Annotated in this window: 23 protein-coding genes; 4 read left to right on the top strand and 19 right to left on the bottom strand. The window is 40.5% G+C overall.

Going from position 1 to position 26,563, the window contains the following annotated elements; genetic code table 11:
* Positions 1-179: 179 nt before the first annotated feature.
* Positions 180-1,352, top strand: a complete 1,173-nt coding sequence (locus NST09_RS06830) for an aminotransferase A (protein ID WP_342493467.1) — start codon at positions 180-182, stop codon at positions 1,350-1,352.
* A gap of 25 nt (positions 1,353-1,377) precedes the next feature.
* Here NST09_RS06830 and NST09_RS06825 read toward each other — a convergent pair whose 3' ends face one another.
* Together NST09_RS06825 and NST09_RS06820 are read right to left on the bottom strand one after the other, a co-directional pair.
* Positions 1,378-3,204 (bottom strand): PAS domain-containing sensor histidine kinase, encoded by a 1,827-nt coding sequence (locus NST09_RS06825; RefSeq protein ID WP_017359430.1) that lies wholly within the window; start codon positions 3,202-3,204, stop codon positions 1,378-1,380.
* 156 nt (positions 3,205-3,360) lie between these two features.
* Entirely contained in the window at positions 3,361-5,484 is a 2,124-nt protein-coding gene (locus tag NST09_RS06820; protein WP_342493466.1) for a penicillin-binding protein 2, read from the bottom strand.
* Positions 5,485-5,820: 336 nt separating this feature from the next.
* On the opposite strand from NST09_RS06820, the gene NST09_RS06815 reads away from it, so the two are divergent.
* On the top strand, positions 5,821-6,618 hold the full coding sequence (locus tag NST09_RS06815) for a CAP domain-containing protein (protein WP_017359431.1): 798 nt from the start codon (positions 5,821-5,823) through the stop codon (positions 6,616-6,618).
* 114 nt (positions 6,619-6,732) lie between these two features.
* Here the strand turns inward: NST09_RS06815 and NST09_RS06810 are convergent, their stop codons facing one another.
* From NST09_RS06810 to NST09_RS06735, 16 genes are all read right to left on the bottom strand, one after another.
* On the bottom strand, positions 6,733-7,605 hold the full coding sequence (locus NST09_RS06810) for an NAD(P)-dependent oxidoreductase (protein WP_008348050.1): 873 nt from the start codon (positions 7,603-7,605) through the stop codon (positions 6,733-6,735).
* Between the two features lie 13 nt (positions 7,606-7,618).
* Entirely contained in the window at positions 7,619-8,404 is a 786-nt protein-coding gene (locus NST09_RS06805; RefSeq protein ID WP_007498705.1) for an SDR family oxidoreductase, read from the bottom strand.
* Between the two features lie 76 nt (positions 8,405-8,480).
* Positions 8,481-10,442 (bottom strand): methyl-accepting chemotaxis protein, encoded by a 1,962-nt coding sequence (locus NST09_RS06800; RefSeq protein WP_217815718.1) that lies wholly within the window; start codon positions 10,440-10,442, stop codon positions 8,481-8,483.
* A 115-nt stretch (positions 10,443-10,557) separates the two neighbouring features.
* Positions 10,558-11,586: a spore photoproduct lyase gene (gene splB / locus NST09_RS06795; protein WP_007498710.1), complete on the bottom strand. Its 1,029-nt coding sequence runs from the start codon at positions 11,584-11,586 to the stop codon at positions 10,558-10,560.
* An 81-nt stretch (positions 11,587-11,667) separates the two neighbouring features.
* Entirely contained in the window at positions 11,668-11,910 is a 243-nt protein-coding gene (locus tag NST09_RS06790; RefSeq protein WP_034657834.1) for a transcriptional regulator SplA domain-containing protein, read from the bottom strand.
* A gap of 98 nt (positions 11,911-12,008) precedes the next feature.
* Positions 12,009-13,727 (bottom strand): phosphoenolpyruvate--protein phosphotransferase, encoded by a 1,719-nt coding sequence (gene ptsP, locus NST09_RS06785; protein ID WP_008348058.1) that lies wholly within the window; start codon positions 13,725-13,727, stop codon positions 12,009-12,011.
* Complete coding sequence (locus NST09_RS06780; RefSeq protein WP_003211078.1) at positions 13,727-13,993, bottom strand: phosphocarrier protein HPr; 267 nt, start codon at positions 13,991-13,993, stop codon at positions 13,727-13,729. Before NST09_RS06780 ends, ptsP begins: the two co-directional genes overlap by 1 nt.
* Positions 13,994-14,086: 93 nt before the next feature.
* Entirely contained in the window at positions 14,087-16,186 is a 2,100-nt protein-coding gene (gene ptsG, locus NST09_RS06775; protein ID WP_052320862.1) for a glucose-specific PTS transporter subunit IIBC, read from the bottom strand.
* Between the two features lie 202 nt (positions 16,187-16,388).
* On the bottom strand, positions 16,389-17,243 hold the full coding sequence (locus NST09_RS06770; protein ID WP_017359435.1) for a transcription antiterminator: 855 nt from the start codon (positions 17,241-17,243) through the stop codon (positions 16,389-16,391).
* Positions 17,244-17,298: 55 nt separating this feature from the next.
* Positions 17,299-18,288: a LacI family DNA-binding transcriptional regulator gene (locus NST09_RS06765; protein WP_035392239.1), complete on the bottom strand. Its 990-nt coding sequence runs from the start codon at positions 18,286-18,288 to the stop codon at positions 17,299-17,301.
* 292 nt (positions 18,289-18,580) lie between these two features.
* Positions 18,581-19,675: a Xaa-Pro peptidase family protein gene (locus tag NST09_RS06760; RefSeq protein ID WP_017359437.1), complete on the bottom strand. Its 1,095-nt coding sequence runs from the start codon at positions 19,673-19,675 to the stop codon at positions 18,581-18,583.
* 104 nt (positions 19,676-19,779) lie between these two features.
* Positions 19,780-21,699, bottom strand: coding sequence for a heavy metal translocating P-type ATPase (locus NST09_RS06755; RefSeq protein WP_017367132.1), 1,920 nt, complete (start codon positions 21,697-21,699; stop codon positions 19,780-19,782).
* A gap of 294 nt (positions 21,700-21,993) precedes the next feature.
* Entirely contained in the window at positions 21,994-22,482 is a 489-nt protein-coding gene (gene stoA, locus NST09_RS06750; protein ID WP_008348077.1) for an endospore biogenesis thiol-disulfide oxidoreductase StoA, read from the bottom strand.
* Positions 22,483-22,536: 54 nt separating this feature from the next.
* A complete protein-coding gene (locus NST09_RS06745) occupies positions 22,537-23,853 on the bottom strand; it encodes a polysaccharide biosynthesis protein (protein ID WP_017359440.1) in 1,317 nt (438 codons plus the stop codon).
* Positions 23,854-23,966: 113 nt separating this feature from the next.
* Complete coding sequence (locus tag NST09_RS06740) at positions 23,967-24,620, bottom strand: cell wall hydrolase (protein WP_017359441.1); 654 nt, start codon at positions 24,618-24,620, stop codon at positions 23,967-23,969.
* Positions 24,621-24,926: 306 nt separating this feature from the next.
* A complete protein-coding gene (locus tag NST09_RS06735; RefSeq protein WP_008348081.1) occupies positions 24,927-25,121 on the bottom strand; it encodes a hypothetical protein in 195 nt (64 codons plus the stop codon).
* Between the two features lie 167 nt (positions 25,122-25,288).
* Between NST09_RS06735 and NST09_RS06730 the strand changes: the two genes are divergently transcribed.
* Together NST09_RS06730 and NST09_RS06725 are read left to right on the top strand one after the other, a co-directional pair.
* Positions 25,289-25,477: a DUF2187 family protein gene (locus NST09_RS06730; protein ID WP_003211747.1), complete on the top strand. Its 189-nt coding sequence runs from the start codon at positions 25,289-25,291 to the stop codon at positions 25,475-25,477.
* 133 nt (positions 25,478-25,610) lie between these two features.
* Positions 25,611-26,135 carry a GNAT family N-acetyltransferase gene (locus NST09_RS06725; protein ID WP_035392243.1) on the top strand — a complete coding sequence of 175 codons (525 nt, stop codon included), beginning with the start codon at positions 25,611-25,613 and terminating at the stop codon, positions 26,133-26,135.
* 99 nt (positions 26,136-26,234) lie between these two features.
* Here the strand turns inward: NST09_RS06725 and NST09_RS06720 are convergent, their stop codons facing one another.
* On the bottom strand, positions 26,235-26,453 hold the full coding sequence (locus NST09_RS06720) for a hypothetical protein (RefSeq protein WP_017367128.1): 219 nt from the start codon (positions 26,451-26,453) through the stop codon (positions 26,235-26,237).
* Positions 26,454-26,563: the final 110 nt, after the last annotated feature.

Below are 26,563 nucleotides of genomic sequence, written 5' to 3'. Positions count from 1 at the left end.
CTGTATTTTCCGAGCAGGTTACGCTATAATAAATGTTGCTCTTTCTTCATATATCACTCATGCTGTGATGGATAGGAGAATAGACTACATATAACGATATCCGAAACCTTTCCGCAGGTGACATTTATGCAGTGAATGGTAAAATAGGATAAAAACATAAATTTTTAAGGTGATGAGAAATGGAGCATTTGCTGAATCCAAGAGTAAAGGATATTGAAATTTCAGGCATTCGAACATTTTCAAATCTCGTATCTTCATATGAGGATGTCGTTTCATTGACCATAGGTCAGCCCGATTTTTATACGCCGCATCATGTCAAAACAGCTGCCAAAACAGCCATTGACGAGAATTTCACCTCGTATACTCATAACGCTGGGTTTTTAGAGCTAAGACAAGCGATCCAGCAATACATCAAAAAGAAAGTCCATCTTGATTATGATGCAGAGACAGAAATCATTGTGACAACAGGTGCGAGTCAAGCAATTGATGCTGCGTTTCGAACCATTTTGACTGAAGGCGATGAGGTCATTCTGCCCGGCCCTGTGTACCCTGGCTATGAACCGATCATTCGGATGTGCGGTGCGGTGCCCGTGCATATTGACACAACAAATGCCGGTTTTAAATTAAACGCCAAGCTGATTGAAGATGCATTAACGGAAAAGACAAAGTGTGTTGTCCTTCCATACCCTTCAAATCCAACTGGGGTCACGCTATTAGAAGAAGAATTGAAAGAAATTGCACAGCTTCTTGAAGGAAAGGATATTTTTATTCTATCTGATGAAATTTATAGTGAGCTGACATTTGATCGTCCACATCATTCCATTGCTTCTTTCTTAAAGGAACAGACGATTGTCATCAATGGACTGTCAAAATCTCATAGCATGACCGGATGGAGAATCGGCTTTTTATTTGCTTCCGCTCCTATTGCTAAACATGTATTAAAAGTACATCAATATAACGTGTCTTGTGCCTCGGCTATCTCACAAAAGGCGGCACTTGAAGCAGTGACAAACGGTGTGGATGATGCACTAATCATGAGAGAGCAATATAAGAAAAGACTCGACTATGTATATGATCGACTCATTTCTATGGGGCTTCCGGTCATTAAGCCTTCCGGCGCTTTTTATATTTTCCCTTCCATTGAATCGCTTGGGATGAGTTCATTTGATTTTTGCATGGAGTTGTTAGAAAGTACAAAACTTGCGGTCGTACCTGGTTCTGCTTTCTCTTCACTTGGAGAAGGATATGTGCGCCTTTCCTATGCATATTCACTTGAAACGTTAAAAGAAGGACTTGACCGTCTCGAACAATTTGTACTTGAAAAGCGTTCCATACAATCAATAGACGGATGAAACAACGGCTCTTTTGCCGTTGTTTTTATTTTGCGGGAAACATGATGTGAAACACAGTCCCTTTCTCTGGATGGCTATCTACCCGGATGGTTCCGTTGTGATTTTCTAAAATATTAAATGTCACCATGAGCCCAAGCCCTGTTCCCTTTTCTTTTGTCGTTAAAAAAGGTTCGCCGATCCGCTTCATGACCGATTCAGGAATACCAATTCCTTCATCTCTAATCGTGACAAGTATCCCTTCTTTTTCGGCTTTGGCGGTAATGTCTACCTTCCCTCCGTCTGGCATGGATTCGACGGCATTTTTGATTAAATTGATAAACACCTGCTTCAGCTGGTTTTGATCCCCATTCATCAGGAGATCCTCCTCAATATCACTTGTGTTCATCAAAATTCCATTTAAGTTGGCCTGTGTTTCTAGCAGAGCGGTGACTTCGCTAATGATTTTTTTCAAATCAAGCGTCTGCATGGATGCTGTTTGCTGCGGCTTCGCAAGCATTAGTAGCTCACTTAAGATGATTTCAATCCGGCTCAGCTCAGAGAAGACAATTTCAAAATATTGATCACGGTCTTTTGTTTTTGGTTTAATGAGCTGTAAAAAGCCTTTAATCGCCGTCAGTGGATTCCTTATTTCATGTGCAATGCCTGCTGCCAATTGACCTGCGATTGATAATTTTTCAGAGCGCAGCATGAGTTCTTCTGTTTGTTTTCGTTCAGATATATCTCTTAAAATAATTTGAACGGCTGTTTCACCAAAAAATGTGGTAGGGATACAAACCATTTCTGTATAAATCAACCGGTGTTTAAACGTATGGCAGCTCATCGTCACAATCTCAGAATCTGATGCTCTTTCGATAATACGTGATATGCTCTTTTTGACTTTTTGCTGATCACATGAATGGATTTGATGAAAGATATCTTTTCCGATTAATTTATCGTAATGTTCGGCTTCAAATAATTTAATACCTGATTCATTCATAAATACCCATTTATGATCGTGGATGACGGCGATGGTATCAATGGAATTTTGGATAAGCAGCTGATACCGCTCTCTACTTTTTTGAAGAACGGTTTGAAATTTTTTACGGGAAGAGATGTCCACTAATAGTAAAAGTTCTGCCCGTTGATTTTGATAAATTGCCGGAGATGACTTCACCTCAATATGAATCATGCTCCCGTCTTGCCTTTTCCATATTTGTTCAATCATTCCGACTGGAAGGCCTTGCTGCAGTCTTTTGATTCGGCTTCTCACAATGTCATGGTACTCCTCGGCAATAAAATCAAACGCAGACTTTCCGATCATTTCATCTTTTGTACATACACCCATTAATTGCAGCATCGCATCGTTGGCGTACACAATTTTCCCAAGCGCCGTAATACATAACGGATTTGGCAGCATGGCAATCAGATTTTCAGCTTCACTGACATCTTGGAAAGCCGGTAGACTGCCTAACGACTGTTCTGACACTTCTGTTGGTTGAAATGCTGCTTTTTGAGGCTCTGTATTCATTACCCTCATTTTCAGGATCATTTCTCTACTTAAATCGTTGTCTAACCCATCACAAGCAACAAAATCAATGCTTGCTTCTACCCATACAGCTGTAAGATCACTTCTAAGCAGTCTAAAGTGGCAAATCTCTAGCATATGCTGATTATAGAAATAACTTTCGACGAGAAATTGATCTTCGGTATGAACAAAGTCTTTCAAAAAACACCCTAGTAAATCCTTTTGTTCATAGAGCAAAAGCTGCTTACAATTGGAAGAAATGTAGAGAAAGCGGCCATTAGAAGAAAGAACGGCATGTAAATCAATATTCGAGTACAGCTGATTCGAATCTTTCATTTTTTGTTCCATCGTCGTCCGACCCTCCTTTAATTTTTTTAGGGTTGTCCTTAGTTTGATGTATAAAAAGGATTCGCTAGAAAAACCGTATTTTCCTCCCAATCTCGTGTGAAACGTCCATATTTTCAGCAAAAAGGGAGCACTTTCTCTTGCTGTGCTCCCTGCTGTTTATTGCTTTTCATATTTCTTTTGTAATTCAACGTACTTATCAACAATTTTACTTGGAATGGTTTTAATGACAGGATCTTTATCTGATACATACGGTGTGACGACACTAAATGCCACTTTCGGATTGGAAGAAGGATAATATCCTCCAAAGGTTAAGTTGTACGTGGCATTCCCCCACCAGCTCCGGTTGGCACCATAGTAGAAGGTTTGGGCTGTACCCGTTTTCCCTGCGACATCATGCTGACCGAACCGGCCAGCGGCAGTCCCGCCTGTTGATGTGACCATTTTTAGTCCCATTTTGACACGGTCGATATCTGCTTTCGAGTTGTTAATGGTGTTCAGCACCTTTGGCTCATATTTCTTCACAACAGGGCCTACTTCTTCCTTATTCGTTGGAAAGTGAACACTTTTCACCACTCTTGGCTGAATACGGTTACCTCCATTTGCGATGGTCGACATGTATTGTGCGACTTGAAGCGGTGTATATGTGTCATACTGACCAATCGCTTCATCAAGCAAGAGTCCGCCGACTGTCTGAGGATGCGTCTGCATTCCGCTTGATTCCTGCGGCAAGTCGATGCCTGTTTTCACACCAAGACCGAATTGCGCATAGTAGTTTCTCATTTTTTGTAAGTGTTCAGGTCTTGCTGGTAACGGGCCATTCTTTTGGTAGGTGATTCCTGCCATTCTCATCGCTACATGAAACATATAGACGTTTGAACTTTTTTGTAGCGCTCGAAGATCATTAACCCAGCCAAGATTGCTATATGATTTCTTCGGTTTTCCATTTCCCGCAAAATACAGCGGTGTATCCATATAGGATTGGTTGTGTGACATACCATCTTGATAACCAGAGAGGACAGTAGCTCCTTTGACAACAGAGCCCATTTCATACTGTGTCGTAAATGTTCCGATCGCATAATCTGTGACGTCCCTGCCGTCCATTTTCTTCCCTGACATCGCGAGAACATCACCTGTGTTAGGGTCCATCATCACAACAAAGGCACGGTCCATCATATAGTTTCTTGCACTAGCGGATCTTAGCTCTGATTCAACGATTTTATCGACTTCCTTTTGCAGCTCCATATCAAATGTGAGTGCAAGGTCAAGTCCTCTTCGACCTTCTGTCCGCTTGATTTCATCAAGCAGTTTGCCGCCGACCTGTGTATATTGAACAGTTGCTTTTTCTGGATTGAGAAAATCCTCATATTGATATTCTAAATAACTTTTTCCTACTCGGTCATTTCGCGAGTAACCTCTTGCCATATAGTAATCTTCACGCTCTTTTATAATGCCTTGCTCTGGGGTGGTGACACCGCCAAGGACATTATAAAGGGTTTTTTCATACGGATATTTCCTTGTCCAGTCATTGATGACATTTACACCAGGCAGTTCATCAAGATGCTCTGATACGAGTGAGATCTCTTCGTATGTCAAACTTACGGATGATGTCTGTTTTGATTCTTTAGTTTCATCAAGCAGCGCAACTTTTTCGTCCCCTTTTTTCTCTTCGTTCGGGTCCATCGCTTTCACGATTTGAGGTTCAAAGGCATATCCGCCTGTAAACCTGCGATAGATCGCTGCAACTGCTTTTTCCTCTGCATCTTTTTCGATCGCCTTGACTTCTTTCTTAGGCACACGCTCTACTTGAAGAGGATAGACATCTTTTGCTTTAAGATTCTTTTGCTCTGTTTTTGAAATGAGCTTATCCGCTTCTTCCGGATGGCTTGCCAGCCAAAAATCTCGAATGTCACGCTCTCTCAAAAAATCTGTATCCATTTTTATATAAGTCGCAAGTTTTCTTGCTACTTTAATCTTATCCTCCGCTTTCACACCGCTTTCTGATGTATAAACGATGGCAGGTACACTTTCGTTATCAACAACGACTCTTCCTCTCGCGTCATACATTTTTCCTCTTGGAGACGGGTATGATGCTGTTTTGACCTCAGTTCGGTTGGCTTGCTTTTTATAATCCTCACCATTGACGATTTGCAGCACGCCGAGCTTGATGACAAGTCCAGCAAATAAACTAAATACAGCGAAGAAAAAGAGATTAATTCTCCAGGCGTTCCGGCGCTTCATTTTTTTCTGCTCGGCAGCACCTTGATGCTGTTTCTCTCCCACTTATGTTGCTCCTCTCATCCTTTCAATCTTTTACAATTACCACTCATTATTGTAACACTTTTGTAATAGTTGTTACAGCGAAACAAGTGAAAAAAAGCTGTCAATCCCTATTCTGCAAAAAAATATACTAACACTTTAAAATATTGGTATGTTTATGTCGTTTTCTTTAAATAGAAAGATTCTCCATTCATTGATATGAGGAGATTCTTTCTATGACTTTAACAAAAATGACAAATGGGCGTTGTCAATGGAGGATGCTGGTACGTTTATAACAAAAAGTCCATGTTATGATTTTCTGTGAGAAAACAAAACAAAGATTTTAGGAGGAGTTACAAAATGAAAAAGAAATCATTCATTTTTTCAGCGCTGACAGCTGCTGCATTGATCACGTTCACTGGAGGGCATTCAGCTGATGCGAAAGAGCTTAACCTGAAACAAGTCATAAACGTACAGCATCAAGCCATTGATCTTCATACATTAGCTGCAAAATTACATATCTCTTCAGATGTAAACAAGCTAAGCACTTCAAATCAAAAAGAGATCGAAGCTCTATTAAACAAGCTGATCAAAAGTGGTCAACCTGTTACTGGTACAAAAGTGGTGAAAGAAGTAAACAAAGCAAAAAATGAGCAAAAACAAGAATCAGTGAAAAAACCAGCTACTTCTAAACCAAGCACACCAGCAAAAGAAAACACAACGAACAACAGCTCAAAATCTGATCAAAAAGACACAACTGCAACAAAAGCAGACAGCAGCTTAAATGCATTTGAACAAGAAGTGGTTGAGCTGACAAATAAAGAGCGTGCAAAACAAGGCTTAAAAGCTCTTTCTGTTGATTCTAAATTAAGCAAATCTGCTCGCGCTAAATCACAAGATATGAAAGATAAAAACTATTTCTCTCATACAAGCCCAACTTACGGATCTCCATTTGATCAAATGAAGCAATTTGGTATCACGTACAAAACAGCAGGTGAAAACATTGCGCAAGGTCAAAGATCACCTCAAGAAGTAGTAACAGCTTGGATGAACAGTGAAGGTCACAGAGCGAACATTTTAAACAAAAACTATACACATATCGGTGTAGGTTATGTAAAATCTGGTAACTACTGGACGCAGCAATTCATCGGAAAATAAGATCAAAAAAACCTGTCTCTTTTCGGGACAGGTTTTTAGTTTGTTTTCTTTTTTCAGCCATGTGAGGGCTTGTTTACACGCTACAAACTGTTCCACCTAGGCGGGGCAGTTTTTTTATTTCACCCATAATTTATAGATGCTTTGTGTTCCGCTGTTTTCTTCGCCCTGTTCGCTGAGCTTTTCATATAATGACTTCGCTAGTGAAAGGCCTGGCATCTCTTCTCCCATCAGCTCTGCTTCTTCAAGTGCAATGCCCATATCCTTAATAAAATGCTTCACATAAAATCCTGGCTCGAAATCACCTTTCAGCATTCTTGGTGCAAGGTTTGACAAAGACCAACTGCCAGCTGCTCCTGTTGTGATGCTTTTAAGTACCTGCTCTGGATCAAGTCCTGATTTTTCCGCATAAGCCATTGCCTCTGCCACACCTACCATCCCTGCTGCGATAGCGATTTGGTTACACATTTTTGTATGCTGACCACTTCCTGCAGGTCCTTGATATTGTATATTTTCTCCCATTTGCTGAAATAGCGGCAGGCACGCTTCATAGGCTGCTTTTTCTCCACCAATCATAATGGCCAGCGTGCCATTTTGGGCTCCAACGTCTCCGCCAGAGACCGGCGCATCTAATGCAAATAGTCCTTTTTCCTTCGCTTTCGCTTCAATTTCTTTTGCCAGCTGAGGTTTCGATGTGGTCATATCAATGAGGTGTGTACCAGGCGCAGCATGTGCCACGAGTCCATCTTCTCCTAAATAGACTTCTTCTACATCTGATGGATACCCGACCATTGTGATGACGGCATCTGCCTCCTTTGCGATCTCCTTTACGGTCGATTTCCAAAGAGCACCTTTTTGAATCAATGTGTCTGCCTTTGCTTTTGTTCTTGTATAAACGAGAACTTCGTAGCCAGCATTCATTAAATGCCCTGCCATACTACGCCCCATTACACCGATTCCAATAAAACCAACTGTTTTGATTTGTGCCATCAAGAATTCCTCCTTATAGAGACTTTGTCAATCCACCATCAATGATGAGGGTTTGACCTGTCATATATGTATTGGCTTCAGATAAAAGAAAAGCCGCATATGCTGCAAATTCCTCTGGCTGCCCGTAACGGCCCAGCGGAATCATACGTTCAGCTTGTGCTTTGATCTCTTCAACCGATTGTTGCTCCTCTTGTGCACGGTGTTTGTCTAACTGTTTCACGCGCTCTGTTTCAATTTTCCCAGGGGCTAAGGTATTGATCAAAATGCCATCTTTGGCAAGCTCCTGAGCAGCTGTTTTTGTCCAGCCGGTAATGGCCGGTCTAAATGTATTCGACAGCATCAAGCCTGGGATTGGTTCTTTGACCGACATAGATGCAATATTTAACACGCGTGCACCTTGTTTTTTTAAATACGGCAAGGCTTCTTTTAATAACCGAATATAGCTGAGTAAATGAAGCTGAAATGATTCCATCCAATCTTCATCTGTTAAGGTTTCAAGTGTTCCTGTTTGAGGACCGCCTGTATTGTTCACGAGTATATCAAGACGTTTTTCATCACCTGCTGCTGCGACGACAAGCGCTTTAATTTGCTCGGCGTCAGATACATCACATACTTGATACGTCAGCTTCCCTTTTACAAGCGGGGATAATTCTTTGACCGCTTCTTGCAGCGTTTGCTCATGTCTTCCCGAGAGCATCACATCTGCTCCCTCTTTTGCAAGATGAAAGGCAATGGCTTTACCGATACCTTGACTGCTTGCTGCGACCAATGCTTTTTTTCCAGATAGATTAACATGCATGTTGGCACCCTCCTCTGTTCATATTTTATCATACAAAAAGAACCTTGCTCACATGGCAAGGTTCTTTTCTGCAAGATTATAGTTTAAACCGATTGACTGCCTGACGCAGTGCCTGACTTGATTCGTTCAACATTTCTGTTGATGTTTTCGTTCTTTCTAAAGCTTGTACTTGTTCGTCTGTGGAAGCATGTACTTCCTCAGCTGAAGCGGCGGATTCTTGTGAAATGGCCGCAATACTTTGAATGGAATCATTCATTTTCTGCTGTTCTTCAGTCATTTCATTGATTTGTGTATGAATGCTGTCAATGGAGCCGACAAGTGCCTGCATTTCCATTGTGATACTACTGAGTGCCTCACCTGTTGAATTGATGGCATCACCTTGTTCTTCATTCATTTTGCTTGCTGCTGTCATCGCTTCAGCTGCCTTTTTCGATTCATCTTGAATGAGTTTTACGGTTTCACTAATATGTTTCGTTGATTCCGCAGATTGTTCAGCCAGCTTTCTGACTTCTTCTGCAACAACAGCAAATCCTCTTCCGCTTTCTCCTGCTCTCGCTGCTTCAATACTTGCATTCAGTGCGAGTAAATTCGTTTGATCTGAGATTTCAGAGATCGCTGTTACGACGTTTTCAATATTTTTCGTTTTATGCTCAAGGTCAAGAAGCATTTGCTCTACCTTCTTCGATTCTTCATTCGCTTGTGTTGATTTTTGGACGAGCAGACCAAGAGCATCAAGTCCTCTATAGCTTGCATCTTCCGATGATTTTGAATTGGTTTGCATTTGCGTGGCAAGCTCACCCATATGACGAACTTTTTCATACAAATGCTCTGATTTTTCATTAATGGTTTCCGCTTCTGATGCTTGTTTCGTCGCTCCTACAGCGACCTCTTGAATAGCCGTTGCAATCTGTTCACTAGACAGCAAGGTCTCGTTTGAAATTTGTGTCACTTCATCCGTTGATTTCACAACCTGATCTGAAGACTCTTTCACTTTTTCAATTAAATCCCTGATGCCTTCAGTCATTTGATTAAAGCTTTTCGTGAGGAAACCTATCTCATCCTGAGACTTCGACTCAAGCGAGCTGGTTAAATCGCCTTCAGACACTTTACGAACATGCTCGATGAGGCGTTTAATTGGTGTTGTAATGCTTCTAGCCAATAAGTAGCTTAGAATCATGGCAAGTATAATGGCAATGACAGAAATAATGATACTTGTCTGATTCATTTGTTCAGTGATCCAAAGAAGTTTCTTTTTCTCGAAGCTCACACCGATCGTCCAGTTTGCCTCTTTAATTTTTGAGATGACGGTCAGCTGTTTGTCATCATCAATACCCGAGTTGTCGATCGCTTTTTTCACAGAAGCGACTTTTGAGATATTTTTTCCTTGCTCTGTTGGATGTGCCAAAATGGTCCCTGTGCCGTCAACTAAGAAAGCCGTTCCCATGTAAGGAATCTTTTGTTCATTTATAAAGGACTGAATGGAAGCCAGTTTCAAGTCAAGTCCAGCGACACCGACTACTTTCCCATTTCGTACGATCGCCTTCGTGGCTGAAACGACCATTTCACTTGTTGCTTTATCAATGTACGGATCTGTCCATAGGACTTCGTCAGGCTTTTCAGCCGCTTGAATATACCAGTCTCGTTTAGACGGATCATACCCTTCACCAAAATCGGACTCCGGGAAAGCAAACATTTTACCATCACTTGTTCCTATATAGGCAAGCGAGATGAGTTCATCCTGCTCCTGCAATCCTTTTAATTCATCGTTTTCAAATGCCAATGTCTGCTTTGTTTGTTTCTGTGCAAATTCTTCAGTAAGTGTACTTGTTGCCAATTGGTTAATCGTATCACCGTAATTCTCAAGCTTTAGTGCTATGATGTCTCTCATGCTTTCTGCCGTTGCTGCTGTCGTTGTTTTCGCATCTCGTTCAATCAGTGGTCTTAATACTAAATTGGAACCCACTTGAACTGCGACAACGGTTAAAATTAAAATAACTGAGATGAAAACAGCTATTCTCACTTGAAGTTTCTTAAACATCTCATCACCCCTACATCCTACTTTCGCATCTTAATGTGTATATCGGCAAAATTGGTACCGCATTCAATAGTTGTAAGAAAATTTAAATAGAAAAAACAAGCCATAATGACTTGTTTTAAGTAAAATATTCAATTTTTGCAGACGGAAAGTACTGTTCGATATATGATTCTAATGTCTGTCTAAGTTCTTGTTCTTCATCTTTTTGATAGATATATTTTCCAATTCCATATCTACCCCACTTATATCTTCTCTTTTCTTCATCTAGTTCTAGTTTTGTTTTCGGATAGTTTTTTTGGATGACACGCTTCGCCGGTTTTGTAAAACGGTGCTGAATCATTTCAAAGGTGATATCTTGTCTCACTTCTTCAGGGAGAGCTGCATCGAGTTTTTCAAATAGGACTTTATAGCCCTCTTGCCACCCTTCATGAATGTAAATAGGGGCAATAATAAAGCCCAGTGGATAGCCTGCTTTTGCTACCTTTACAGCCGCTTCAATCCGCTGATCGAGTGGTGATGTTCCAGGTTCGAAATATTTAATGACATAATCGGCATTGATACTAAAGCGGAATCTTGTTCGCCCATTGTGTTTTGCATCTAACAAATGGTCTACATGATGAAATTTCGTAACAAAGCGCAGTTTGCCAAGATCGGTTTGACCAAAGTATTCAATCGCTCGTTTGAGTGTGTGAGTCAAATGGTCAATTCCTACGATATCGGATGTACATGAAGCTTCAAATCGCGTGATATCAGGGGCACGCTCGTTCATGTACTGCTCAGCCTGATCTAAGATCTCTTCTACATTGACATATGTGCGAATGTACGGCTTACTCCCCATCGTCGTTTGCAGGTAGCAATAATGGCAATGCCCCATGCATCCTGTCGCAAACGGAATGGCATACTCTGCAGATGGTTTAGATGTATCAAATTTCAAGGTTTTTCTCACGCCGATAACGAGCGTCGATTTTGCATTACGGTACTTTTGTAAATCATTTTTCCCCGGAATATTTCTCACTTGGTTGTGTGACGTTGTTTCTCTAATTTCAATTCCCATACCTTCAAATTTTTCTTTCAGCTCTTGTCCTAATGGGTACTCTAGCGCCCGAGGTTCAATATACACAAGCTGGGGAACGAACGGTTTGATCATATTTAGCACATCCTTACCTTTATAGGTTCATATCGTTACTTTAACCTCTCAGGATGGCTTCTATCCTTTCTAAAATCTCCCTTATTCAAACAGATCTTGATAAAGGGCTTCTGCTTCTTCGTATGTTGGAAATACGGCATCATCAGGGGCTAATGGGTGATATGTTTCAAGTAGAAATAGCGCAAGCTCTTGTTCATTATAAGGGTGTGAAACGATTTCCGCTTCTTTAATTTGTGCAACATTGGCTGCATGTGGATTTCGATAAATGACATATACTTGATCACCTGGCTTATAGTCAGAGAAAGACAAACTGGTCACCTCCATTTTTTATGTTAGGATGCCCTTCTCTGCAAGCGATATGACTGATTATGATAAAATTCGACAAAAAAACCAGACAGGTCAAACTGTCTGGTTTACATCACCTAGTTATGTTGAAACGTTTTTTTCACGAAATCAACCACTTCTTCAGTTGTACTCAGTGATAAGATATGCTCTTTAAATGATGCAGCTTCTTCCTTAGAAAGCTTGCTTAACTGCGTTCTTGCTGGAAGAATCGATGTTGCGCTCATTGAAAATTCATCTAATCCTAATCCAAGTAGGAGCGGGATTGCGATTTCATCTCCTGCCATCTCACCGCACATGCCAACCCATTTACCTTCTTTATGCGCTGCTTCAATCACAAGCGTTATGAGGCGTAAAATAGCTGGATTGTATGGCTGGTAAAGATAAGACACTCGTTCGTTCATTCGATCAGCAGCCATTGTGTATTGAATCAAATCATTTGTTCCAATGCTGAAGAAATCTACTTCTTTTGCAAATTGATCTGCGATAACAGCTGTTGATGGAATTTCTACCATCATTCCGATTTCAATGGAATCAGATACTTCTGTACCAGCAGCAACCAATGCTTCTTTTTCTTCAAGTAAAATAGCTTTTGCTTCTCTAAATTCTGATAACGTCGCGATCATAGGGAACATGATTTTCAAGTTTCCATATGTACTTGCACGAAGTAACGCGCGTAGCTGTGTTCTGAAAATCTCCTGCTCTTCAAGGCAAAGGCGGATCGCTCTATAGCCAAGGAACGGGTTCATTTCTTTTGGAAGCTGCAAGTAAGGAAGTTCTTTATCGCCACCAATATCTAGTGTGCGGACAACCACTGCTTTGCCTTCCATCTTCTCTAAAACGGTTTTATACGCATCGAACTGCTCTTCTTCTGTTGGGAGCTGATCTCTGCCCATGTATAAAAATTCTGTACGGTACAATCCAACTGCTTCGCCGCCATTTTCAAGTACACCTTTCACATCTTCAGGTGTTCCAATATTCGCAGCTAACTCTACGTGAACGCCGTCTTTTGTGACCGTTGGCTGGTCAACAAGTTTCGCCCATTCCGCTTTTTGAGCTAAGTAGTCTTCATGCTTTTTTTGATACGCTTTCACTTCATCTTCAGAAGGCTGAATGATGACGTCTCCACTAATACCATCAACAATGATCAGATCATTGTTTTTCACCGTTTTTGTTGCTTCTTTTGTTCCAACAACTGCTGGGATTTCCATTGATCTAGCCATAATCGCTGAGTGAGAAGTACGACCACCGATATCTGTCGCAAAACCTTTGACGAATTGTCTGTTCAGCTGAGCTGTATCAGAAGGTGTTAAATCTTCAGCAATGATAATGACTTCTTCAGAAATCATACTTGGGTTTGGAATGTCAACGCCTAGCAAATGACCAGTGACACGTTTTGTAACGTCGCGAATATCCGCTGCACGTTCTTTCATGTATTCATTGTCCATTGCTTCAAACATTGTAACAAACATTGTTGCTGTTTCTTTTAAAGCAAATTCAGCATTTACTTTATCCGATGTGATTTTATCCTTCACTGGGTTGAGCAGCTCTGGATCACTTAACACAAGAAGGTGTGCAGAAAAAATATCCGCTTTATCTTGGCCAAGTTCTTTTAGCGCATGTTCTTTAATTGCTTCAAGTTCTTGCTTTGAAACATGAATTGCTTCTTCAAAGCGTTTCACTTCTGTCTCTGGATCATTGATGTCTTTTTGGTGAACTGTTAAATCTGGTTCTTCTAGACGATATGCTTTTGCAATCGCAACGCCTGCTGAAGCACCGATTCCTTTCAGTTGTTGCATTACTCGCCTAGGCCTTCACTTTTCATTGTGTCTTTTAGCGCAGCAAGTGCATCATTTTCATCAGAACCAGAAGCAGAGATTGTGATTGTAGCACCTTTCGCAATTCCTAGAGACATTACACCCATAATAGATTTCAGGTTCACTGTTTTACCATTATATTCTAAGTTGATATCAGCATCATATTTACTAGCAGTTTGTACAAGAACTGTTGCAGGACGTGCGTGAATTCCAGAATCTGCAGTTACTTTGAATGTTTGTTGAGCCATTTTTATCAATCTCCTTTTTATACATTTCATACATCCACAATATTATATCATACTGCCGAGCTTGTCATCTAACAAGAACGGCAGTTATGAAAATTATTTTGAAATTTTCATGATGTTTTCTTGGCCAGCTTTGATTTCACCGGATTCTTGAAGGTCAATAAATTGTCCTTCACTTAAGTTTGTAAATACAATTGGTGTCATTAAAGATGGTACTTCTGACTTAATTTTATCAATATCAACCTCTAAAAGTTTTTGACCGATTTCTACTTGATCTCCCTCTTGTACAAATGCTTCAAATCCTTCTCCTTTGAGGCTGACTGTATCAATCCCGAAGTGAATCAAGATTTCAAGTCCACCATCAGACTGGAGGCCGATGGCGTGTTTTGTTGGGAACACATTTAAGATTTTTCCTCTTACTGGTGAAACCACTGTTCCCTCTTTTGGCAAGATAGCAAAACCGTCACCCATCATTTTCCCTGAGAATACTTGATCTGGCACATCTGTAATTGGATGCAGCTCCCCTGTAATTGGTGAAGCAAACATTTCTTCCCCTTGTTCGTTTTGAAGCGGTTTTGCAATGACTTCTTCAACCTGCTGGCTAACTTCTTCTTTTGCAGAAGGGTCTTTCGCTGGTCGAGGTGTGCGCCCTGCAATAATGTCCTGCATTTGTGTTTTTAAATTATCAGAGCGTGGACCAAAGATGGCCTGGATGTTATTCCCTACTTCAAGGACACCTGAAGCGCCAAGCTTTTTCAAGCGGTCTTTATCCACTTTTTTCTGATCATTTACAGTGACACGTAAACGCGTAATACAAGCATCTAGGTGTTTAATGTTTTCTTGGTCACCCATCGCTTCAAGAATTTCATAAGGTAAGTCATCGCCTTTTCCAGATTGAGCGCTGCTTGCACCGTCAGCTACTTCATCTTCTCGTCCTGGCGTTTTCAGATTAAACTTGCGAATCGCAAATCTGAATCCGAAGTAGTAAATGACAGCCAGTACGAGACCGACTGGAATAACAAGCCACCAAGCGGTTCTATTTGGCAGGATACCAAATAGGAAGAAGTCGATTAACCCTCCTGAGAAGGTCATCCCGATTTTCACGTTTAGAATATCCATTATCATAAAGGATAATCCAGCGAATACACAGTGAATCGCAAATAATATCGGTGCAACAAACAAGAATGAGAATTCAAGCGGTTCAGTGATCCCTGTTAGGAAAGAAGTAAGGGCCGCTGACCCCATAATTCCTGCTACAAGTTTTTTATTCTTAGGTTTTGCTTCATGGTAAATCGCAAGTGCTGCTGCTGGAAGTCCAAACATCATGAACGGATATTTCCCTGTCATGAATGTACCGGCTGTCAGCTGAACACCATCTTTGATTTGCGCCATGAAAATACGCTGGTCACCACGGATAATATCTCCTGATAAGCTCTTATAGCTAAAAAATTCATACCAGAATGGTGCGTAGAATATGTGGTGTAGACCAAACGGAATTAATGAGCGTTCAATGACACCAAATACAAAGGCAGCTAGCGGCTCATTCGCTGCAAGCAGTCCAGTTGAAAATGAGTTCAATGCACCTTGGATTGGCGGCCAAATGACGAGCATCAAAAGCCCTAAAATAAGTGCTGAAATCGACGTAACGATTGGAACAAAACGCTTACCAGCAAAGAAGCCAAGATATTGCGGGAGCTCAATTTTGTAAAATTTATTAAACATATAAGCGGCTAATACCCCGACAATAATCCCGCCAAACACGCCGGTAGACAAGGTCGGTATGCCGAGCATATTCACATACGCTGGATGACTTTCTTTAAAGAACTTAGCCAATTTGATTGAATCGGATGGAATGGAACCGTTGGCCATTAATACGGCACTCATCGTTACGTTCATGACAAGGTAACCGATGATCGCGGCAATCCCTGCCACACCGTCTCCATTGGCAAGACCGATGGCAACCCCTACAGCAAATAGGAGCGGAAGATTCGAGAAGACAATATTCCCCGCATTCTCCATAACACTAGCAACAAGCTGAATTGTATCATTGCTTAAAAATTGAGCGACATCAATCAGCTGCGGATTTTGCATCGCATTTCCGAGTGCTAGTAAAATACCAGCAGCAGGAAGGATCGCAACTGGAAGCATAAGTGCTCGTCCAATTTTTTGCAACACACCAAAAAGTGATTTAAACACTGGTTGAACCTCCTTTTGTTTTCGCTTACAACATGCATTTCAATGACACACTGACGTACATTTCATAATTAACCGTTTACATTTCACTTTCAGAACACAAAAAAGGCATGGTGATATAAGGTTGCGCAAATAACAGGATCTTATCCTGTATTTACCTTAAGTCACTCATGCCTGATCGAATCAGTTACACGTTTCAAGGAAACTATGAAATTTTATTCGTCAATCTGTACAGGTGTAGTGTCAAGTAGACAGCTTCGGCATCTTGTACAGGCTTTTTCAATGCATGTTGCAAAATTTTGATCATTTTCCAAGCAGTATTGTAGCATAAAGGATATTCATTTTTCAATAGATGAAGCAACTTTTCTGGCTCCTCTAATGATTCTTCCCGTTTAATACGCTCAATCGAAAACGTAATATGGCGCAGTAAGCGTAAATAATGAATACTTTCTCTATCTACTTTCATATGAAATGCATCTTCTATGACTTGGACCATTTGTGTCATGAGCTGCGAATGACGGTTAACCTCGGATAAAGGCCGGTTCGTTAAAGCAGAGTGAATGTGGAGCGCAATAAACCCAATCTCTCCTTCGGGCAGCTTTGTTTCAACATCTGGCCGCGCATTTATCAGTTCCACGACTTCCTTTGCGACCTCGTATTCTTTCGGGTATAAGGATTTCGTTTCAAGCATAAAAGGATTGGTGATATCATAGCCTTGTTTAACTCGCTTAAAGCTAAAGGCAATATGATCTGTCAGAGCAATGTGAATATGCTCATTTAAGCGATGCCCCATTTTTTCTCGTATATGATAAATGACGTCATTGGCAAGCTCAATCATGTCCTCATTAATGTGGTGCAGCAATTGTTTGTATTCTGTTTGCTCTTTTGTGTTCTTTAACACAAACATTTTCTCAAATGCCGCTTGATCGAGAACGTCACCCGATTTTTTCCCAAAGCCGATCCCTTTATCAATCAGGACCACTTCGCCTAAAGAAGGGTGTTTTGCGATGATGACATTATTATTTAACGCTTTATCAACGGTGAAGGATTCCATGAACATCCCCACCTCCTTCTTATTCAATCCTTCTTATCGTACAAAACAGATGAAACGTGCGTCAACGATTGTTTTTCAAAATAGTCGTTGTGCGCTCAACGAGTCGATATGACAGCACTCTTTTTTCTGGTGCCTCACCTTGTAATGCTTGCTTGAACAAGTCAAATGCTTCCTGCCCCATTTGTTTAAGAGGAATGTCTATACTAGAAATCCCCAATGCTTCACTCAATTGATCGTTTTGAAAGCCAAGTATGGCTGGTGATTCTCCAACGTTTATTTGGTGACGCTGTGCTTCTAGTAAAAAACCTGCTGAGACATCATCGTTTGTAATCAGTAAGGCTGTCGGACGATTTTTCATCTCTTTCCATTCTGTAAATAATTGCTTGCCATCAAAAATGGTCAGTTTTCCTTCAATGATCCATTCCTCATCAATCTCCTGCCCAAGCGACCGCATCATTTCTTGATAAGTCTGAATGCGAACTTGGCTATTCTCCCCTTCTGTTCTAGCAAGAACGATTGCGATTCGCTCATGACCGCATGCCGCTAAGTGTTCAAGCCCTTCCTTAAAAGCCTGATCATGCGCAATCGATACCGATGAACATGGATCATGCGGAGTAGGATGACAAAAGATAATAGGACCAGATTCCTGCCACTTTAAAATGTCTCGATCACTTAACGCATTTGAGCAAAAGATTAAACCATCCACACGTTGCTCTTTTAAGCTCATTAATGCTTCTTTTTCCTTTACTGGGTCATATCCTGTTTGAAACAAGGCAAAATGCATTCCGCACTCCTGTGCTTTCTCTGCAATCCCTGTGACAATTCCGCTGAAATAGGAGTGATCAATTGTCGGAAGTACAATTCCAAGCATATTGGAATATCCCTTTGCTAAATGTACTGCCTGAATATTCCGTGTATATTTGAGCTCTTTCATCGCACTAAGTACGCGCTCTCGCTTTTCTTCTTTGACATAAGGATGATCATTCATCACTCGTGATACGGTGGTAACAGATACACCCGCTCTTTTCGCAATATCCCTTATGTTAGGCATTTTTTCTCCTACTTTCTCTTGATATGGTAAGCGTTTCATACTTTAAGATGTATGTGAGCTGAACAAATCACTGGGTGGAAAGGGGAATTCAAGATGGGTATTATCATATGGATCATATTATGTTTGACTATTTTGTTTTCTGCTCGATTCGCACTACATCCTTTAGGAAAAGAACATAAAATCAAGCCGTTTCAATCAATTGATGATTTTTTTGTTGATAAGGATCGCAAAGAGTGACAAAAAAATCACGATGACGCTCCCAATACTTGGACGTTCATCGTGATTTTTTTCATTACTTGATGATCGTCAACTCTTTTGGATAATTGGTTAACGTGACTGGGCCATCTTTTGTAATGAGAACATCGTCTTCAATTCTAACCCCGCCGACTCCTGGTACATAAATACCCGGCTCGATCGTATAGACCATCCCTTCTTTTAGAAGGTCATCATTTGCTTGACTCATAGAAGGGAACTCATGAACAGAAACCCCGAGTCCATGCCCTAGACGATGCGGGAAGTATTCGCCATACCCTGCTTCTGCGATCAGCCCTCTTGCTTTTAAGTCAAGGTCACCAATTCTCACACCCGGCTTGCTCATATCAAGTGCTGCCAATTCGGCTTTCAAGACGGTGTTGTAAATATCCTTTTGTTGTTCAGACGCTTCTTGATAGATGAAGGTTCTTGTAATATCTGAACAATAGCCATCCACAATCACGCCAAGGTCAAATAAAACAAAATCACCTTTTTTCAAGGCTGCCTGCCCCGGATTTCCATGAGGTTCTCCTGATTTTTCTCCGAATAGTACCATAGTTGAAAAGGACATGCCCTGAATGCCTTTTTTCTTCAGTTCATATTCGATGACAGCAAGAACTTCGGTTTCCGTCACCCCTTCTTTTAGGGCATGAACCCCAATTTTGACGCCTTCGTCTGCCAATTGAGCAGCTTTTTTCAATGTTTCAATTTCAGCTTCGTCTTTAATTAGTCTTAACTGATTGAGCACATCTTCTGCCCGGACGAATGTTTCTGCCCCAGTGACAGCTTGAAGCTGCTCTGCTCTTTGCAAAGGAATGGATTCTTTTTCAATCGCTAGGCGAGTCGCTTTTACTCCTCGTTTTTCTAGTGCCTTTTGTATGAAATCAAAGGGGTTTTCATGGTCTTCATATCCAATGAGATCTCCAGCCCATCCCGCATTTTTTGCTTGCTCAACTTCCATCTTAGGCAAAATGAAAAATGGATCTGCTTCCTGAAAAACAAACAGCCCCATCACTCTTTCATGCGGCTCTGTGAAGTATCCAGATAGATAGAATACATTCTCCTTTGTATGTATAAATGCACCTTGAATGTCTTTTTTCTTAAGCCAAGAAGACAAGTTTTTCATTCGATTCATCGTGATCCTCCTCACACGTTTGACTACTGATCTATTGTATCAGTTTTCACTGTATTTCGCACAAAAGCGCACTGACCTAAAGCCAGTGCGCTTTTGTGATTTGCTTAAGAAGCACGAAGCAAACGAAGTCCGTTTAAAATAACCAAAATCGTACTGCCTTCATGCCCAATGACACCAAAAGGTAAATCAAGAACTTGTAAGAAATTCGCACAGATTAAGAGACAAATAACTGTTAATGAAAAGATGATGTTTTGTTTAATGATTCGGTTCATCTTTCTTGAAAGACGGATCATCTTTGTCAGATTGTTTAAGTTATTTTTCATTAAAATGAGGTCTGCTGTTTCTAAAGCAACATCTGTACCTCCGCCCATTGCGACGCCAACATCTGCTGTGGCGAGTGCAGGTGCATCATTGATTCCATCTCCGACCATAATGATCGAATCACCTTGTTTTTTCAGTTGATTGACTTCATGTACCTTTTCATCTGGAAGACATTCAGCGACAACGGTTTGGATGCCTGCTTCCTCTGCAATCGCTTCAGCTGTTTTTTGCTGATCCCCTGTGAGCATGACGGTTTGGATGCCTAAATCATTCAGCTCCTGAATCATTTTTTTGGCTTCAGGTCTGATTTGATCTTTCAAACCGAGACAGCCGACAACTTCTTGATTTTTTTGAACATAGACAACTGTATATCCTTTGGATGAAAGAACATCACCATTCTCTTCAATGTCACGATCCATTGAAGCTTTTCCGGCAAAATCTTTCTTCCCAATCCGCCATGTGTCCTCATTTAATTGTGCTTCCACACCAAAACCTGATGTTTCTTCAATGGTTACGTGGGCTGCCCGCTCTGTATGATGCTCTTTTGCCATATCAGAAATGGCTTTAGCTAATGGATGGTTTGACTGACTTTCAATTTGATAGAGCGCTTGATAAAAGGTCGATTCATCCTGCCCTTTTGCCAAGACCACTTTTTCAACAGCTGGTTTTCCACTTGTAATCGTACCCGTTTTATCAAATGCAATCATCGTACTTGTGCCCAGTTTTTCTAAAAAGACACTTCCTTTTACAAGCATACCGTTTCTTGCACCGTTTGAGATGAGTGAAAGAGCTGCTGGCATAATTGAGGCAACAAGTGCACAAGGCGAAGCAACCACCATAAACACCATCGCACGGTAAAACGTTTCACTCATGCTCCAGCCAAGTACAAAATGAGGCAGGAACATTAAAATCGCCACAGTGATGAGTACACCTTTTACATATGCACCTTCAAATTTTTCAATAAATGCTTGGCTTGGCGATACACTTTCTTGTGCAGATTCCACAAGCTTAATGATTTTATGAAAAAGTGTTTCTTCATTATGTTTTGTTACTTCTACTGTTAATGAACCATTTAAATTCACTGTTCCTGCAAACACATCTTCCCCTTGCCCTTTTTCCTGAGGCACCGATTCACCCGTTAAGGCAGATTCGTCTACACTTGTTCTTCCGCTCATGATCACACCATCTGCTGCAATTCGTTCGCCCGCTTTGATTAAAATACGGTCGCCTGGCGTAAGTGAAGAAGCAGCGATTTGGATGGTGGTGCCATCTTCTTCAATTAAAGTGGCTTCATCTGGAGCGATACTCATTAAAGCCGTTAAGTCTTTTTTACTTTTATTTGACGTATACGTTTCTAACGCACCGCTGAGCGAAAAAATAAAAATTAAAATGGCACCCTCTGCCCAGTAGCCAATGATCGCTGAGCCTATCGCAGCAAATATCATTAAAAGTTCTACATTTAATGTCTTGGATGAAATGGTTTCTTCAATTCCTTCCTTTGCCTTTGCAAAACCACCAATAACAAAAGCAAGAATGAAAAGAGGAATACTCCACATCGTTTCATCCTTTAGAAACCATCCAATCAAGATGAGAATCCCCGAAATACCTGCTGCGATTAATTCTCCGTGCTGTGCCCATTTTTGAAAGAGCGAGTTGGATCCCTTTTGATCTGTCGTTTGATAAAGTGCTGTATTCTCATTCATGATTACTTTCTCCTCTCTAATTGATAATGATTTTCACATTATCAATCGTTGCCCGTTCCGTTTATCATCTATATTTTCTGCTATTTCAAGCTTTTTATAGGTCTGTAACTCATTATAACAGGTTCTGATCAATTTTCAATTAATAATTATTATAATTTCTTTTTGATAATAATTCTCATTATTATCATCCGACATTTCTTCCTCTTTCTGAGCACATTTTATTCATCTGAAAGGTAATTGAACACAAAAAAGAACCAACGGATCGACCATTGGTTCTTACAGAAAGCTTGTGTTCTACGAATTTGTCCACTCTTTGATTTGTTTTTTTGTCAGCGGACCTACATGGTTTTTGACCACTTCACCCTTTTCATTGATGAAAAAAGTCGTCGGGATCGTAATAATTTGGTATTTCTTCATCATTTCGCCGTGCTCATCGAGAACGATCGGAAATGTGAACTTTCTGTCTTTCACAAATTGGGCAACTGCATGCTTGCTTTGCTCAGCACCAAGTAAATTCACAGTCAGTATGTCTACATCACTTTGATTTTCTTTCACGATCTGTTCAAAGGCTGGCAGTTCCATTTTGCAGGACGGGCACCACGTTGTCCAAAAATGCAGAATGGTCCGCTTCCCTTTCACCGGGATCACCTGCGTTTCACCTGTTAATGTAGGAGCTTCTATCCTTGGCGCCATGACAGGCTCTTTTGCTTCAGCCTCTATGTTCATCAGAAATAAAAGAAGGGTCATCATGAGAAGACTGGCGGGTAGATATTTACGATTCATCAGCATCTTCCTTCCTGATTTTCCTATAGCTTGCCCGCTAGCTGCACATGACATTCAAGCTTTTTTCAATGTAAGAAACATGGAGACGCCGAGTTCCTTGCAAATCGTCGCATAATGCAGAGCCGTTAAAAGCAGCATCCCCGTGTTCATTCCTAAGATAACGCCCATCATATTTAAGGATTCGATGGATCCTAGAAAATACACCATAGAGAACGACACCACGTGCACCCATATATTATGTAGGAACACATCTTTAATAAGACCCATACCAATTAAGCACGCTTGAAACGGCATCACGAACAAGTGGCATAAGAAGTATGGCCATAGCAGCTGCAAGTAGACGGCTGCTTGAGGTGAGTCAAAAAAGAGCTGCGTGAGCGGATAAGCGAAATAATACATGATCATCACCGCTGGCACCCCATAGCCAAACGTAATGAGAATCGCTTGTCTGACACGTTTTTTCACGAGATCATACTGCCCCAAGGCATAGGCTTCTGATACATTCGGAATCATCACAATCATAATGGAATGAGCGATAAACGCCGGAAAAAAACCGATCGACATCGCTACGCCAGCAAGCATTCCGTAATGATCAACAGCAAGCGTACCAGAAATGCCCGCTGCAACGAGGGCTCCTTTGATTAAAAACGGTTCAATCGCATTGGCAATGGCATGAAAGATACGCATACCTGTTGTCGGGATGGAGACTGCTAACAAACGTTTTCTGACGTCAATCCCTCTTAACTCAACCGATCTGACATTCACAGCATTTTTTGCCATGACGTATTGGGAATATAAATAGATAAAGACAACGAGATCACTTGCAACAATCACACCAATCGCGATAAGCACCGCTGTTTCAATATCAAACGAATACCAATGAAAAAACAAAAACAAACAGATAAGCTGGATCGTTTTTTTCAGCATATTGGCAAGAGCAATTCTGCCCATTTGCTGCTTGCCCATAAAATAGCCGCGTGCAATGGAAGTAAATGCGATGATCGGAATAAGTGACAGAACCAAGCCCTTCATCAGCGGATGATACGATTGAAATACAGGAATGAAAGGCAGTACAATGGCTGCTATTGCCGTTGTTGTGCATGTCACCACAAGCGTCATTTTAAATGCATGGCGAAGCATACTTTTATGAAGCCGCTCATGCGATTCTGCAATGAATTTAGAAATGGAGACTGGCAGCTCTAAGCTGGCGATCACAAGCACAAGCATGATGATGGGAAGGATGCTCATATATAAACCCATTCCATGTTCTCCAAGCTCTCTCGCTAAAATCATATTGACTAAAAACTCGATACACTCAGCAATGAAAGCTGCGACAGATAGCAGAATGACCCCTTTTACAAATCGATTCATGTAGCCTCCCCTTGTCTAAAAGCAAATTCTTTTCACATTCTATGAGACAAGTCCTGAAAATATTTTAATAATTGAAGACAAAAAAACAGCGACTGATTGATCGCTGTTTTTCTTTACACTGCAAACACATGACGACCAATGCGTTCTACAATTTTACGAGAACGAATCCAGTTATCTGTCGCCGTTTTTGGATTATAAAAATAAATCGCCTTTGTTGTTCTGTCATCTTCTTTGACAACCTGCTTCACAGCTTTTACGGAATCCTGGTCTGCCTTATCATTGATACTTCCATTTGATACGGGCTGGAAGGCATTTCGCTGATAAATCACGCCTCTGACACTGTCAGGAAAAGAGCGGTGTTCCACTCGGTTTAAGACGACGCTTGCTACCGCTTTTTTCCCGGCGTAAGATTCACCTTTTGCTTCGGCATGTACCAACCGAGAAAGCAAGTCCATTTCTTCATTAGAATAGTGTGATTGATTTCTTGAGCTTGCTGGCTTTGCCGTTTCCTTTTTCTTCGGCTTCGGTTTTGATGCCTTCTCCTCTGTTGACGTGCTTAGCATTTTCACTTTCGGCTGATGTTTCTCCTCTGAAAACGCTGGGATCACGGTATGCTTTTCATCTTGATCTATATATGAAAGCTGATGCTTTACAGGTGCTTGTCCAAGTTTCTGACTTAATGTGCCTTCTTGCTCTTGTATATTGTCCATCTTGATCGCTGAGATGAGCATAAGGATGGCAAAAAGAGCTGTATGAATTTTGATCATTCGCCTCATTCCTCCTTTAATCAATGTAGGCTGTAAGATACTTGTCCACTCTAACAAGAGCTTATTCTATTTTCACGCACAAAGATTTTCATGCCTGTCCAAATTCCGTCATTAAATGGCATGTCCTAGTTGAAATACGCACGAACTGGTAATGTAAGCGTTTATTATAGTCTCTTTTTAGCCTATAATCATCCTTATGCTCCTGATTATGGGTTATTACATTTTCTTTTCATATGTATCAAGCTGGTTTGAAGTGTGACAAAAGAACCAAAATAAAAAGCTTTTTCTCATGAATGAGAAAAAGCTTTAGCTTCTTGCTTCTTTAAGATATTCAAAAATAACATCTCCACCATGCTTGGCGATTCCGCGAAAATGTTTAAAATCATCTTGATTGACCAATACAGAACGAAATGTTAAAAAATCATCCTTTTGAATGGTCACTTGTTTTTCAGTACCATTCCGTAATGATTCTAGTATTGTGTTGATGTGTTCTTCAGTCAAAAAAATCGCTCCTTTTCAGCCTTGATCAAATATTAAATATACCATTCGTTTTCAAAGCGTACAACGAAAACGAAAGAAAAACGTCTTTATCCTTTACATTGGTATGAAAATATTGCAAAATACTTTTTAATAGGGAATGAAATCTGTTTTTAAAGGAGAGGGATCGGTTGAAGATTGCAAAAATTGGGAATGTGATCGAATTTAGAAATGGTTTAACAGGTGTAGTTGAAAAAGTGAATGAAAACTCTGTTATTGTGGATGTCACCATTATGGACAACTATAGAGATTTAGAACTGGATTCACTAACAGTCGTTAATCATAAAAACTATAAAATCATCAAAGACTCCGTACATTAATTTGCAATCCTCAATTCAGCCTACCGTTACATAAGGATATACGAAGCAGAGCTGATCACAATACCTTACTTTTTATGTTTTATGTAAAAAAAGTGATCTGATGCAATATTAGCTCTAGATAGGAGAAACTAATATGCAACATTCAAATGATATCATTGTACGTTTTGGAAAAATAGAAGATGCTGAAACTACTTTAGAAATTCAAAAATCAGTGATTGCTGAGTCAGATTATTTACTGACAACGCCGGAAGAATACAAAAAAACCTTGTTAGAACACAAGGAATGGATACAGAAAAGAATAGAAAACGAAAATGAGACGTACATAGTTGCCCAAACTGGCGATCAAGTCATTGGATGGATAGCCTTTGAACAATCATCAAATAGAAAAAGAACTTCTCACGTTGGTTCTTTCGGCTTGATGGTTGATAAGAGCTATAGAGGTTTAGGCATAGGGGAAATGTTACTAACAGCATTATTAAATTGGGCAGAAAAGAACCCTTCAATTGAAAAGGTTAGTTTAGCCGTTTTCTCCACAAACCAAAAAGCTATTTCTTTGTATAAAAAGATGGGCTTTTTAGAAGAAGGGCGTAAAATCAATGAATTTAAAATAAATGATCATGAATACTGGGATGATGTATTAATGTATAAGCTCGTTTAATACGATGAAAAAGAATTGCAGAAATAAAGACATAATAAATTGAATCATCAATTTATTATGTCTTTTTCTTATTTTCTCTTACATCATTTGATGAAGGCGTCAGTCTTTTTGCGCGTGAAAGGTTTGCATTTCCGCTTTTGTTTTGTACATGTCAACTTCTTCAGGTGTTATCACGCCTTTATCAATTAAAAGGGCGATCACTCCAAGTAATGTGGAGGCACTCCATTTATATCGTTCTTTGTTTTGATGTTCAAGCATCTGAAGCTCTTCCCTCAATTCCATCAGCAGCTTCTCTGTTTTGTCTTCTTTGTTTGCCAACACAAACGCCTCCATTTCCATTCGCTCGTTTCAATTTTATCTTAAAGTAAATATATCAAGAATAAAAGCATGATACACCTTTACAAACATACGTTCTGTCGTGTATACTA

This window comes from Bacillus sp. FSL W7-1346 (assembly GCF_038593335.1).
GTDB classification, from domain to species: domain Bacteria; phylum Bacillota; class Bacilli; order Bacillales; family Bacillaceae; genus Bacillus; species Bacillus altitudinis.
The sequence above is the reverse complement of the archived record's forward strand: the minus strand, read 5'-3'. Positions and strand labels throughout refer to the sequence as shown.

Excerpts from the sequence above, each read along its gene's own strand:
- NST09_RS06830 (WP_342493467.1), top strand. The coding sequence starts at position 180 with ATGGAGCATTTGCTGAATCCAAGAGTAAAGGATATTGAAATTTCAGGC.
- NST09_RS06825 (WP_017359430.1), bottom strand. The coding sequence starts at position 3,204 with ATGGAACAAAAAATGAAAGATTCGAATCAGCTGTACTCGAATATTGAT.
- NST09_RS06815 (WP_017359431.1), top strand. The coding sequence starts at position 5,821 with ATGAAAAAGAAATCATTCATTTTTTCAGCGCTGACAGCTGCTGCATTG.
- NST09_RS06810 (WP_008348050.1), bottom strand. The coding sequence starts at position 7,605 with ATGGCACAAATCAAAACAGTTGGTTTTATTGGAATCGGTGTAATGGGG.
- NST09_RS06805 (WP_007498705.1), bottom strand. The coding sequence starts at position 8,404 with ATGCATGTTAATCTATCTGGAAAAAAAGCATTGGTCGCAGCAAGCAGT.
- NST09_RS06800 (WP_217815718.1), bottom strand. The coding sequence starts at position 10,442 with ATGTTTAAGAAACTTCAAGTGAGAATAGCTGTTTTCATCTCAGTTATT.
- splB (WP_007498710.1), bottom strand. The coding sequence starts at position 11,586 with ATGATCAAACCGTTCGTTCCCCAGCTTGTGTATATTGAACCTCGGGCG.
- NST09_RS06790 (WP_034657834.1), bottom strand. The coding sequence starts at position 11,910 with ATGGAGGTGACCAGTTTGTCTTTCTCTGACTATAAGCCAGGTGATCAA.
- ptsP (WP_008348058.1), bottom strand. The coding sequence starts at position 13,727 with ATGCAACAACTGAAAGGAATCGGTGCTTCAGCAGGCGTTGCGATTGCA.
- NST09_RS06780 (WP_003211078.1), bottom strand. The coding sequence starts at position 13,993 with ATGGCTCAACAAACATTCAAAGTAACTGCAGATTCTGGAATTCACGCA.
- NST09_RS06770 (WP_017359435.1), bottom strand. The coding sequence starts at position 17,243 with ATGTTCATGGAATCCTTCACCGTTGATAAAGCGTTAAATAATAATGTC.
- NST09_RS06765 (WP_035392239.1), bottom strand. The coding sequence starts at position 18,288 with ATGCCTAACATAAGGGATATTGCGAAAAGAGCGGGTGTATCTGTTACC.
- NST09_RS06760 (WP_017359437.1), bottom strand. The coding sequence starts at position 19,675 with ATGAATCGAATGAAAAACTTGTCTTCTTGGCTTAAGAAAAAAGACATT.
- NST09_RS06755 (WP_017367132.1), bottom strand. The coding sequence starts at position 21,699 with ATGAATGAGAATACAGCACTTTATCAAACGACAGATCAAAAGGGATCC.
- stoA (WP_008348077.1), bottom strand. The coding sequence starts at position 22,482 with ATGAATCGTAAATATCTACCCGCCAGTCTTCTCATGATGACCCTTCTT.
- NST09_RS06745 (WP_017359440.1), bottom strand. The coding sequence starts at position 23,853 with ATGAATCGATTTGTAAAAGGGGTCATTCTGCTATCTGTCGCAGCTTTC.
- NST09_RS06740 (WP_017359441.1), bottom strand. The coding sequence starts at position 24,620 with ATGATCAAAATTCATACAGCTCTTTTTGCCATCCTTATGCTCATCTCA.
- NST09_RS06725 (WP_035392243.1), top strand. The coding sequence starts at position 25,611 with ATGCAACATTCAAATGATATCATTGTACGTTTTGGAAAAATAGAAGAT.